Here is a 12,524-nt window from a genome sequence, read left to right as displayed (position 1 = left end):
CATGATGAATTTTGAACTGGAAGAACGTCTTGTTCAGCGCAAGGCGCAACAGCTCTATCGTCATCGTGTGATACTGGACAGCCCCCAGAAACCGGAAGCCATCGTGGATGGTCACCCCTGCCTGATGTTCTGCAGTAACGATTATCTTGGGCTGGCTGATCATCCCGACATCCGGGCTGCCTTTCAGAAGGCATCTGACGTTTATGGGGTTGGCAGTGGTGCCTCGGCTTTGATTAATGGCCACAGTCGGGCGCATCGTCAGCTTGAGGAAGAGCTGGCGGAGTACACAGGACGGCCAAGGGTACTGCTGTTTTCAACCGGTTATATGGCCAATCTGGGAACAATCAGTGCATTGCTGAATCCGGGCGATGCATTGTTTCAGGATCGTCTGAATCATGCTTCCCTGCTGGATGCGGGGCGTCTTTCCGGCGCAAGGTTTCAGCGCTATCAGCATCTTGATATGGAGAATCTTGAACAACGTCTGAAAAAAAACAAAGCCCGGCGAACACTGGTTGCCACCGATGGTGTGTTCAGCATGGACGGTGACAAGGCTCCGCTGAAAGAGTTGATCACATTGACCAGACAGTATCAGGCTGGCTTGATGGTGGACGATGCCCATGCATTTGGCTGTGTTGGCAAAGGTGGGCGAGGCAGTTTGAATGAGAATGGTTTGTCTGTGGATGAGGTGCCCATTCTGATGGCAACCCTTGGCAAGGCGTTCGGAACCGCAGGAGCCTTCGTGGCAGGTTCCGAGGCGTTGATTGAAAATCTGATCCAGTTCGCTCGCAGCTATATCTATACCACAGCCATGCCGCCAGCGATTGCCGAAGCTTCCCGAGCGAGTCTGAAAATTGTTGAACGGGAAGATTGGCGCCGGGACAAATTAACGGCAAATATCCGGTATTTTCGCAGAAACTGTGAAAGCCTGGGAATCCCTTTAACTGCTTCCGAATCAGCCATTCAACCGATTCATGTTGGCAGTATTGAAAAGGTTTTGAGAGTAAGTAAGCAGTTACTTGATCTGGGTGTTCTGGTGACCCCGATCCGACCTCCCACCGTACCTGCGGGTAGCTCCCGGTTGCGGGTAACACTCAGCACTGCGCATACCCGGGAGCATATCGATCGTTTGATAGACGCGCTACAAAGCATTGTCTGGCCAAAGCCGGAGCAGGCTGCCTGACCGGCTTTGTGATTCACCTGATGTTATACGACACCGTATGACAGCATGGCGTCGGCCACTTTCTTGAATCCGGCGATATTGGCTCCCTGAACATAATCGATCGAGCCATCTTCATCACGACCGTAGGTCATGCACTGCTGGTGGATCTTGCGCATGATTTTATGCAAACGTTCTTCCAGCTCTTCGGTTGACCAGGAAATCCGCATACTGTTCTGGCTCATTTCCAGCCCGGATACCGCTACGCCTCCGGCATTGGCAGCTTTGGCCGGGGCGAACAGAATGTTGTGCTCTTTCAGGAAGTGGGAGGCTTCCAGTGTGGTGGGCATATTGGCACCTTCTGCTACCGCCATGCAGCCATTGGCAAACAGGGTTTTGGCATCGTGCAGATTGAGTTCGTTCTGCGTGGCGCAGGCAAAGGCCAGCTGGCAGGGGAATTGCCACACCTTGGCGTCAGGGTAAAATTCGCAGCCAAACTGCTCGGCAAATTCACTGATACGACCCCGGCGTACTTCTTTAAGATCAATCAGCCAGTTTAACTCGTTCGGGGTGATGCCTTCCGGCTTGTGGAAGCTGCCCGAAGAATCCGACATGGCAACCACTTTACCCCCAAGCTCGATAATTTTTTCTGCCGTGTACAGGGCGACATTGCCGGAACCTGAAACCACGCAGTTTTTATCCTGCAGAGTATGCCCGTGCTCGTTCAGCATTTCCTGGGTAAAGTACACGGTTCCGAAGCCGGTTGCTTCTTTGCGAATGAGACTGCCGCCGTATTCAAGCCCCTTACCGGTGAGTACGCCCTGAAACTCGTTTTCCATTCGTTTGTACTGGCCAAACATATAACTGATTTCCCGGGCTCCAACACCAATGTCTCCGGCAGGAATGTCGGTGTGTGCACCGATATGTTTGTGCAGTTCGGTCATGAATGACTGGCAGAAACGCATGACTTCCCGATCACTTTTGCCTTTAGGGTTGAAGTCAGAGCCGCCTTTGGCGGCACCCAGCGGCAGAGTCGTCAGGCTGTTTTTAAAGGTCTGTTCAAAGCCAAGGAACTTGAGTGTATCGAGCGTCAGGTTGGCTGCAAAGCGCAGTCCACCCTTGTAGGGACCAATGGAGTTATTAAACTGAACCCGGTAACCACGATTCACCCGTATATTGCCATCGTCGTCTTCCCAGCAGACCCTGAAACTGATGATTCGGTCAGGTTCGGTCATGCGTTCCAGAATTCGGGTGTTGATGTACTGCGGGTGGCGGTTAATGTAAGGGATAACGCTCTGGGCAACTTCCTGCACCGCCTGATGGAACTCAGGTTCGTGTGGATTGCGCTTGTGCAGCCCCTGCATAAATTCATCGATATTTAGTTGGCTGGAGAACATTTGGAACTCTCCTTTGTTATAAGGTTTACGAGAGGGTTTGGCTCGATTTGCGCAGTGTACTACTAATCAGGCTGAAGCATAGTGAGTCTGTGTCAATAAATGGGTGTTATACCAATTCCGTCTTCTAAACATGAATTGCGCAGCCACTCCAAACCGCTGGTTCTGCGTCAGAACTCCTCGCAATAGCCAGCTATTACTCGTCGTTCTTCCTTGCCCAGCGATTTGGATTGGCTTGCTCATGGTCATATTTAGAAAACGGAATTGGTATTATTGACGAAAAGAGGGGTTTTCTGGTTATGTCTATACTGTTGCCGTCCAGAAACCTCAATTATAAAGAGAACCGGCCATGAACATTGATCCAAACAAGGTCCCTGTAAAGGATGTCTACAAATTACTGATCAGCACAGTGACGCCCAGACCCATTGCCTGGGTATCCAGTATGGATGATCAGGGTATAGTCAATCTGGCACCGTTCTCTTTCTTCAATGTGGTGAGTGTGAATCCACCTGTTTTGGGTTTCTCGCCTTTGTTGGACGGTACCGGAAAAAGCAAAGACACCCTGAATAACATCCGTAACACGAAGGAATTTGTGGTGAATGTGGTCAGCCATCAGGTCGCAGATGCCATGAACCAGACTTCGGCTCCCTTCGAGCATCATGTGGATGAACTGCAGCAGGCCGGGTTGACTGCCATGCCTTCTTATCTGGTAAAGCCACCTTCCGTTCAGGAGGCGATGGTTCACTATGAATGTCGTTTGCACGATGTCATTTCATTTGGCAATGACCCTATGGCCGGTAACCTGATTTTGGGGCAAATCTGTCATATCCATGTGAATGATGAATTAAAAGACGGTGATCGTATTAATGTGGGCAAACTGGATACGGTTGGCCGGATGGAAGGGAGTTATTACTCCACCACCAGAGACCGTTTTGCCATTGATCGGCCAACCCTTGATTAGTCCAGCGTTTTCTTGAACCGCATGGCAGCCACCCAGATCCCCAGCAGGGTAAAGACAGCAAGGGCAATCACATCCATCCACATATGACTGATGCTGGCACCGCGCAGAACAATGCCTCGCATCAGTCGCATATAATGTGTGGCAGGTAATAACTCTGCCAACCATTGTGCTGCTTTTGGCATGCCTTCAAAAGGAAACATAAAGCCGGAGAGCAGTATCGATGGCAGCAGAATAAATACGGTCATCTGCATGGATTGCAGCTGGGTCGTGGCCAGGGTTGAAATAATCAATCCCATGGTCAGGCTGGCAGCGATAAACAACAAAGTTGCTAAGAGAATCTGGACGATACTGCCATCAATGGGAACTGAAAAGATCAGGTAACCCAGAGTCAGAATAATGCCGACCTGTAATAGCCCGATAAAAATATACGGCACAATTTTGCCAATCATCAGTTCTACCGGTTTGACCGGTGTGGTAATCAGCAGCTCAAGGTTGCCGCGCTCCCGCTCCCGAACCAGTGCTGCCGAGGTAAACATAATCATGGTCATGGTCAGAATAACGCCTACCAGCCCCGGTACAATATTCACCACCGCACGTTGTTCAGGGTTGTAATAAAGGGTTATTTCAAACAAAGGCGGTTCAGGTTGTGAGTAAAATCCCGGCATGGCACTGGCGGGCATATTGGCAAGATGCTTTATAGCACTGCTGATCATTGGGTCGGAACCGTCAACCAGCCACTGGGCGGCAATCTCCTTGCGAGCCATACGCTGTTCAAAGTCACGGGGGATAATCAGGATGGCACGAATATCGCCCCGTCGCATGATCTCTTCAGCTTCCGGAATACTGTGTTCGTAACGAACAACATTGGCAACCTGTGATGCCTGAACGGCTGCCACCATGGCGCGGCTGCCGCTGTTGGCGGCATGATCTACAACGGCAACCGGCAGGTGGCGAACATCGGTATTGATGGCATAACCAAACAGCAGCAACTGAATCAATGGCACCATAACCACCATGCCAAACGTTGGCTTATCCCGCGCCAGTTGTCGAAGCTCTTTCAGGAAAATAGCAAGAATGCGTTGCAGGCTATTCACATAAACTCCTACTGACGTTTATTCTGTCCGGTGCAATCTTGTCGTGTACATTGCACAAACACATCTTCCAGACTGGGTCGTACCTGACGAACAGATCTGCCTGCCATAATGTCAGGATGTGTCTGCCTTAACCATTGCTCAGGTTCGGCAATGTGTTGATTAACCAGAACCCTGAGATAAGTGCCTTGTTGAGCGGTGGAAAGAATGTCGGGAAGTGGTTCTACGGTATTTTTTACCTGTCTCAGGTCGTCTCCATCCACTTCCAGTACATGGGCTCCCATATTGGCCATTAACTCTTTAGGAGAGCCGTCAGCACGTTTACAACCCGACTCCAGAATGGCCAGACCATGGCAGCGTTCTGCTTCATCCATGTAATGAGTGGACACCAGAATCGTTGTACCCTCTTCGCACAAGTCGAACAGGGTTTCCCAGAAATCCCGGCGGTTTTCCGGATCAACGGCGGAGGTGGGCTCATCCAGCAACAACAACTCGGGCTGATGCAGAGTTGCAGCCGCCAGTGCCAGACGCTGACGTTGCCCTCCACTCAGACTGCCTGCCAGTCGTCTACGACGCTGGTTTAAACCAAATTCTGACAGTTGTTGTTCAATACGTTGTTTGCTGGTTCGGGCAGGCTGGTTGTAAATCTGTGCCATAAACTTGAGGTTTTCTTCCACAGACAGGTCGTCGTACAGGGAAAACTTCTGTGTCATATAACCCAGCCGCAACCTCAGAGCTTCCGAATCTTTGGGGATCTCCATATCCAGAACCTTTACCTGTCCGGCGCTGGGTGTTAACAGGCCGGTCAGAAGGCGCATGGTGGTCGATTTGCCGCAGCCGTTAGGTCCGAGAAAACCGTAAATGGTTTTTTTCGGAATCATCAGATCAAGGTTGTTAACAGCGACAAAGTCACCAAAACGACGTGTCAGCCCCTCTGCCCTGATGGCCAGTGTTGTCATTGCGGTAACTCCACCTGAACCGGAACACCGGTTGGCAAGTCTGCTGCAGAAGCCGGTAGTTCAACTTTGGCGAGATACACCAGCTGTGCCCGTTCTTTTTCATTCAGGGCGAAGTGAGGGGTAAACGCCGGATCAAGGGCTATCCAGCGTACGGTGCCGGAATAAATACGATCTATGCCGTCTATATGAACGGACAGACTGTCGCCGGTTCTGACCTGTGTACGCAGAGGTTCCGGAATGTAAACACGGGCATAAGGTGCATGGTCAGCAAGAAGAATAGCCAGTGGCGTGCCTGTTGCGACCCTTTCTCCCTGGTGTCTGGGCAGACTGTCGAGCCAGCTGTCACGGGTAGCATGCAGAGACAGGTCAGCCAGTTTACGCTGTTCTAACTCAAGTGATGCCAGAGCTTTTGCCAGTGAAGCTTCTGCCTGCTCCAGAGTTTCTATCCGGGTGCCCTGTAGTAACAGTTGAAGTTTGTCTTTGACGTTCTGCAGATTGGCTGATAGTGAGTTCTGTTTTGCCAGAGCGGCATCAAGATCAGACTGGGTGAGCATCTTCTTTTCAACCAGTGCTGAAGTCCGTTCGTAGTTATTTCTGGCTTCAATATACAGCGCTTTCTGGCTGGCTACCCGGGAACGAGCGGCTGCAATTTCTTCCGGGCGGGTGCCACTGTTCAGTTCGGCAAGATAGGCTTCGGCCCTTTCGACCTCAGCCTGTGCCGAAGCGACAACAGCCCGCTGTTTTTTGTCGTCAAGCCTGAGAATCAGATCGCCTTTTTTGACTCTGGAACCTTCCGGTATCTGTACGTCCACGATCACTTCAGGCGCGGTGGCTGACAGAACAATCCGGTCGCGTTCCAGTGTGCCAAGAACCCGGGTTGAAGAGTCGTTTGTACAGCCTGAAAGCATCAGGCTGAACACGGTGAGAAAAGGCAGGCAGGATAAAAATGTGTGAGGTCTTGAGAAAGTGATCATTGCATCACCGATTGTTTTTCTCTGGTGAGCAATGATAACACTTCCTACTCGGGTGGAATTGGTATTATTAGCTATGACTCAATGCTTTTGATTGAGGCTTGGCGATAAACAAGCCCTTAATATCTTCCAGAACCGAATACATACTCGGCAGTAGAAGCAGAGTAATAAACGTCGCAAACAAGATACCAAAACCCAGTGATATCGCCATGGGGATCATAAAACGAGCCTGATTGGATGTTTCCAGTATCATCGGAGCCAGACCACCAAAAGTGGTCAGGGTCGTCAGGATGATGGGGCGGAAACGACGTCCGCAGGCGGCGATCAGCGCATCATGCACATCCATTCCGTCTTCTTTCCGTCTGCGGTTGGCTTCTGTCACCAGAATAAGACTGTCGTTAATCACCACACCACTGAGTGCCAGAACACCTAATAGGCTGACGACACTCATTGTGTATCCCAAAGCAATATGACCCAGCACAGAACCAATCAGACCAAAGGGAATAATGGTCATAATGATCAATGGCTGGGTATAGCTTTTGAACGGAATGGCGAGCAAACAGTACAGTGCCAGCATCACCATAATGCCGTTGGTGAACAGGCTGTCCATGCTCTCTTTCTGTTCCATCTGGTCGCCACGGAAGCCAATATCCAGACCCGGATAGCCCTGTCGCAGAATCGGGAAGGTTTCTTCCGCCAACGTCTGGCTCAGGGTCATGGCTTCTGATGATGGGGTAATATCGGCGCCCACAGTGACCCGGCGACGACCTTCCCGGCGCTGGATAAGAGACGCAGAATAGTCCCGCTCCAGCGTAGCGACCTGTGATAATGGTACATAGCTGTTACCTGCACGAATGGGCAACTGTTCGAGATCGAATTCACTGGCTCGCTGATGATCGGGCAGCATAACCATCACATCGACTTCTTCACTGCCTCGCTGTTGTCGTATAGCGCGTACACCGTTAAAGGCGGAACGAACCTGACGGGCCAGCTCCCGTTCATTCAGACCAAGGCTTTGTCCGGCAGGAAGGAGTGACAGGTTCAGTTTGCTGCTGCCGGACGCAAAGGAGTTTTCAATGTCAACGACACCGGCGTAGTTGCTCAACATGGCCACCAGATCATTACTGGCTTCTTCCAACAGGTCATTATCGTGATGTCGAAGTTCTACGGTGACACCGGCAACATCGCCACCGGGGCCGCCGCCAGCCGATGAGAAGCGCACACCTTCAACGCCGGGAATCTCGCCCGTAGTTGCCCGCCATGTCCTTGATACATCCCGGGTGCTCATATCCCGAAATTCGGAAGGTTGCAGAAACATTCTCACCACAACGTGGAATTCACCTTCACTGTTGCGCTGCATACTCGAGATGCCTTTTACCAGCTCCCGGCCTCCGTTTTCATCCATAACCTGCTGAGCGGACTCTTCAAGGCGTCTGCGCACCGTATTGGCTTCTTCCAGAGAGGTGCCCAGAGGGAGAGTGACGCGCGCTACGGAAAATTCAGCTTCGACTCTTGGCATGGTGGTAAAACCAAGGTGTCCACCTTTGATGTAACTGATTGAGGTCATCAGCATGGCGATACCGAGCGCAACGATCAGATAGCGGAATTCCAGCAGCACTTTCAACGCCGGTTTATAGAGCTGTTCAACAAACCTCTCCAGACCTTTGCTGAACCTTGACTGAACAGCATTGGCATAGCGGAACAGTGTGGCTGGATTATCTTTTTTAAGATGAGCCAGATGCGCTGGAAGAATAAACAATGCATCAATCCAGGAAATGGCAAAAACAGTTGCCACCACCAAGGGGATCACCTGAAACATCATGCCCAGTGTGCCGGGCAGGAACCAGATAGGAATAAAAGCGACAATGTTCGTCAGAATACTGAACGTCAGAGGTACGGCAATATCCTTAACGCCAATAATGGCTGCCTGAGTAAATGGCATGCCCTGACTCATGCGCTCATAGACATTCTCACCGGCAATAATGGCGTCATCGACCACGATCCCCAGTGCAATGATGAACGCAAACATCGAGATCATATTGATCGATACATCCATCACCGGTAGGAAAATCAGTGAACCCAGAAAGGCTGTCGGGATGCCCATGGTGACCCAGAACGCGAGGCGTAGTTCCAGAAACAGTGCCAGAACGATTAATACCAGTACCAGACCGGAAAAAGCATTTTTCAGCAGCAGTCCCATGCGGGCGCGATACAAAATGGCATCGTCGTTAACAATTTCCAACTGAATGCCGGGCATTAGGGCTGCTTCAAGCTGTGGCATCATCTCATGTACGGCTTCGGAGATGCCGATCGGGGTTTGTTCGCCGATCCGGTATATCTTGATGCTGGTGGACGGCTTGCCGTTGTAATAGAACACGAATTTACGGTCAGTAAAGCCATCTTCTACCGTAGCAATCTCGTCAAGGTAGATGTGTCCGCCCTGAGGTGTTGTTACCACAGGAATGGATTCAAAATCCTTGGCCCATTCCTGACGGTTATCGACTTCGATCAGGATGTCCCCGCCTTCGGTGTCGAGCTTGCCGCCAGACTGTTTCAGCGCATGATTGGCAATGGTGCTGGAAACGTTGTTCAGTGTCAGGTTATAGCGCTCAAGATTGGCCTGATCCACCAGAACTTTGACTTCGTATCGCGATGCGCCATGCATTTCAACCTGGGTCAGATAAGCCGAGCGCATCAGAATGTCACGCAGTTGTCTGGTGGTTTCCCTGAGTGCAATAGGGTTCACATCGCCATAGAGAATCAACTCCATGGACTCGTGTCGTCTTGATGACTGAACCACCCGGGGTTTCTCGGCTCCGGCGGGCAGGTTGGTGCGGTTCACAGCACTTTCTATTTCCCGCAACACCTGATCAACGTTGACATTGTTCATCAGCTCGGCAGTGATGTTGGCAAATCCGCCGGGTGCGCGGGAGTTAATCTGTTTGATGCCTTCAATACCGCGGATGGCATTTTCTATGGGTAAGACAATACCCAGTTCCATTTCATCCGGTGTGGCACCATTGTAGGAAACAGTGACTCGCACCGAGTTCATTTCGTAATTGGGGTAAACCTCTTTACGAATCTGAAAAGACGTCACCAGCCCACCAATAATGAAGAACAGCATCAGCAGGTTGGTTGTTACACTGTTCCTTGCCATCCATGCGATGGGACCTTTGCTGAGAATGCCTTCAGGCCAATGGCTCATAGAGACTCCTTGCTCTCAGCTGCAGGTTGATCCTGCTGTGCGATTTCTCTGTTACCCCGACGACGGCGTTCGGTTCGAAGTGCAATGCCTTCGATGGCTCCGGGCAGTGCCGAAGTGACCAGCATTTCGCCTGCGACCAGACCGCCATCAACCAGCACATGATCACGCCCGCGATAAGTCAGTGAGACGTCTCTGGATTCCAGTTTATTTTCTGTATTCATCAACCAGACGCGGTTGCCATTTTGCAGCATTCGTCTGGGCAGACTGACGACATTATCCACCTGCTTACCACGGATCTCAGCCTGCAGAAACTCGTTGACCAGTACCTGTGGTTTGCCCTGGTTTTCAGGTAGCAGTGCCAGTGGGTCTTTAATTTCAACCAGTACAGTGGCGGTACGAACCCGACTGTTCAGCTCGGGCAACAGACTGACCACACAGCCTTCCCGATAAACATGTTCTGGCCAGTCGGCAACATTGCGAATGTGAACGACAGAGCCGAAGCAATTGCCATCTTCAGTCTCATGCTGGTTGTCAGCAGGAAATGTTAGCCATGGCAGGTGTTGAGTGGGCAGGCTGACTTCGAGCCAGAAAGCATCGGTAGCGACCAGCTGAAACAGACTCATGTTGTCACGTGCCATGCTGCCTACGGCAACATTGCGGGCTGTGATCTGGGCATCGAAGGGCGCTTCAATACGGGTTCGGTCATAATCAATGCGGGCTCTTGATAAAACCGCCTGTGCCCGTTTCAGGTTGGCTTCAGCATCCGCCAGCTGTGGCTGGCGAAGCACCAGTCCTACTTCATTGTCCGGCAGTTCTTTTCCGGAGAGTTCGTATTCGATCTGGGCAACGCGATGACGACCACGTTCTTCTTCCAGTGTTGCTTTGGCTTTTGCCAGACCAGCTTGTGACTGTTCTATTTGCAGCAGATGATCTCTTGGATCGATCTGTAATAGCACTTCGCCTTTGCTGACAAAACCGCCGGGAATGAATTTTTCAGGCAGGCTGATGATTTGTCCACGTTGCTGTGAGCGAAGGTCTACTTCCTGTTTGGCAATGACCTGTCCATTGCCGGTTATCCAGGGTTGCTGGGAGCCGGATTGTATGGTTTTAACCTGTACCAGTCTGGCAACAGGCTGACCTTTTCTGGAACGAATTCGGGGTTTGCTGTCCAGATAGTGGCTGGCAACGGCAACACCCATGATCAGGACAATGCAAGGGGCTATGATTTTTACCCATTTTTTACTGCTGGCTACTGAAATACCCATGATCAGACAGCCTCCCGATCTTTGGTTTCTTTCGCTATGGGCATTTGAATCATCAGTTCTCCATTGTCGTCAATATTGAGCAGGCTTCCGCCCAGTGACTGATACAGGTTGATGCGCCGGTCAAGAAGCTGGCGCTGTGCGGTAATGCTGCGTAGTTGCAGGTTGAACAGGCGTTCCTGGGCGTTCAGTACGTCCAGATAGCGCTGAATGCCCGTGGCATAACGGGCACTTTCTACATCCAGAATCTTCTGGGCAGAAAGGGTTTGTTCCTGCAGGCTGGCGAGTTGCTCCTGCTGGTTCTGTTCTTCCAGCATATTGGTTTCTACTTCACGCAGTGCGTCTAAAACCGTTTGGGTGTAATCGTAAAATGCGCGGGTAGACATAGCTTCGGCGCGGCGTTGCTGGCTTTTCAGCTGACCGCCCCGGAAAATGGGTACATTTAATGACAGGGCAAAATCGGTGGCCCAGAAGTCGAACAGGTCATCCAGAGAGTCACCGCTGGTGTCGGTACCGGCAGCAATTGAAAAGGTTGGGATGCGTGCCGCTTTGGCTTCAGCCACCTGATGGCGTCTGGCCTGATACTGATACCAGCTGTTTCTGATATCCGGGCGGGTTTCAACCAAAGTCGCAGGCAGGCCGGTTGCAGGCAGTGCAGGGAATTCCGGAAAATGGGTGATCTCCCACTGTTGTTCACTCGCTGGTGGCTTACCTAACAGCACATTGAGCTGTCGGATAAGAATTTCCTGTCGTTTAACGGCCTGCAAATGGCTGGCTCTGGTTGACTCTGCTATTTGCTCCTGACGCCAGACGGCGCTGATGGAGCCCTGACCGCTGGTGTAACGCAGATTAGTCACTTGGGTGATGTGTTCAATGTTGTTCAGCTGACGGGATAAAATATCAATGCGTGCCGACTGTTCAGAGAGTTGATACCAGGTTTTTGCGATGTTACCCGCCAGAGAGATGGCGGCAGACTGCAAGGCTTCCGAGCTGGCAAGATAGTCATAGACAGCAGCATCGGAGCGATGGCGCAGTCGTCCCCATAAATCAATTTCCCAGCGGGCACTGATGCCGACATCAAATGATTCGTTTTTATTGATATTGCCATTTTGCTGCTGGTTGCGCCGATAACTCTGACCCCCGCTACCGGTGATATTTGGGTAAAGACCTGCTTGCGCCACATTGGCCTGGGCTGCAGCTTGCTCCATTCTGGCCAGTGCCGACTGGATGGTGAAATTGCTGGTCAGGGCCTCTTCAATCAAACCGTTAAGCTGGGGGTCATTAAACTCATGCCACCATTGTTCTGAAGTGTTGTACTGGCCGGTCTGGGAAAAAGTGTCCGGCAGGCTTGCAGATTCTGTCGTATGTTCTGCAGGCATGAGTGAACAGCCCGACAGGGCTGCGGTCAGCACTGTGACCAGAGCAAGGGTGTGATGTCGATATCTGTGCATTCGTGAGTCTTTACTGCAGAAGTTGGCGCTGGTGGGGAGTTATATCGGAAGACGGTTTTTGATGGGTATGACAC

9 protein-coding genes are annotated in these 12,524 nt (G+C 51.3%); 2 read left to right on the top strand and 7 right to left on the bottom strand.

Features of this window, described 5'->3' with window-relative positions:
* The first annotated feature begins 1 nt into the window (after position 1).
* Positions 2 to 1,180 (top strand): 8-amino-7-oxononanoate synthase, encoded by a 1,179-nt coding sequence (bioF, locus tag EZMO1_RS20755; protein WP_330217135.1) that lies wholly within the window; start codon positions 2 to 4, stop codon positions 1,178 to 1,180.
* 23 nt (positions 1,181 to 1,203) lie between these two features.
* On the opposite strand, the gene gdhA is transcribed toward bioF, so the two are convergent.
* Positions 1,204 to 2,553 carry an NADP-specific glutamate dehydrogenase gene (gdhA, locus tag EZMO1_RS20750; RefSeq protein ID WP_034878093.1) on the bottom strand — a complete coding sequence of 450 codons (1,350 nt, stop codon included), beginning with the start codon at positions 2,551 to 2,553 and terminating at the stop codon, positions 1,204 to 1,206.
* Positions 2,554 to 2,899: 346 nt separating this feature from the next.
* Here gdhA and EZMO1_RS20745 point away from each other — a divergent pair, with 346 nt between their 5' ends.
* Positions 2,900 to 3,511, top strand: coding sequence for a flavin reductase family protein (locus EZMO1_RS20745; protein ID WP_034878092.1), 612 nt, complete (start codon positions 2,900 to 2,902; stop codon positions 3,509 to 3,511).
* On the opposite strand, the gene EZMO1_RS20740 is transcribed toward EZMO1_RS20745, so the two are convergent.
* The 6 genes from EZMO1_RS20740 to EZMO1_RS20715 all read right to left on the bottom strand — a co-directional run bounded on the left by EZMO1_RS20740 (position 3,508) and on the right by EZMO1_RS20715 (position 12,450).
* Positions 3,508 to 4,605 (bottom strand): ABC transporter permease, encoded by a 1,098-nt coding sequence (locus EZMO1_RS20740; protein ID WP_034878090.1) that lies wholly within the window; start codon positions 4,603 to 4,605, stop codon positions 3,508 to 3,510. The genes EZMO1_RS20745 and EZMO1_RS20740 overlap by 4 nt on opposite strands.
* A gap of 8 nt (positions 4,606 to 4,613) precedes the next feature.
* Positions 4,614 to 5,561, bottom strand: a complete 948-nt coding sequence (locus tag EZMO1_RS20735; protein WP_034878089.1) for an ABC transporter ATP-binding protein — start codon at positions 5,559 to 5,561, stop codon at positions 4,614 to 4,616.
* The gene (locus EZMO1_RS20730; protein ID WP_082212288.1) at positions 5,558 to 6,535 is read right to left on the bottom strand and encodes an HlyD family secretion protein; all 978 of its coding nucleotides are present in this window, start codon (positions 6,533 to 6,535) and stop codon (positions 5,558 to 5,560) included. Before EZMO1_RS20730 ends, EZMO1_RS20735 begins: the two co-directional genes overlap by 4 nt.
* A 67-nt stretch (positions 6,536 to 6,602) precedes the next feature.
* The gene (locus EZMO1_RS20725; RefSeq protein ID WP_034878085.1) at positions 6,603 to 9,737 is read right to left on the bottom strand and encodes an efflux RND transporter permease subunit; all 3,135 of its coding nucleotides are present in this window, start codon (positions 9,735 to 9,737) and stop codon (positions 6,603 to 6,605) included.
* Positions 9,734 to 11,002: an efflux RND transporter periplasmic adaptor subunit gene (locus tag EZMO1_RS20720; RefSeq protein WP_034878083.1), complete on the bottom strand. Its 1,269-nt coding sequence runs from the start codon at positions 11,000 to 11,002 to the stop codon at positions 9,734 to 9,736. Before EZMO1_RS20720 ends, EZMO1_RS20725 begins: the two co-directional genes overlap by 4 nt.
* Positions 11,003 to 11,004: 2 nt before the next feature.
* Positions 11,005 to 12,450 (bottom strand): efflux transporter outer membrane subunit, encoded by a 1,446-nt coding sequence (locus EZMO1_RS20715; RefSeq protein WP_034878081.1) that lies wholly within the window; start codon positions 12,448 to 12,450, stop codon positions 11,005 to 11,007.
* Positions 12,451 to 12,524 lie beyond the last annotated feature (74 nt).

Source organism: Endozoicomonas montiporae CL-33, from assembly GCF_001583435.1.
Classification (GTDB): Bacteria; Pseudomonadota; Gammaproteobacteria; order Pseudomonadales; family Endozoicomonadaceae; genus Endozoicomonas_A; species Endozoicomonas_A montiporae.
Note: the sequence above shows the minus strand (reverse complement) of the source record. Positions and strands in the feature narration are given on the sequence as shown.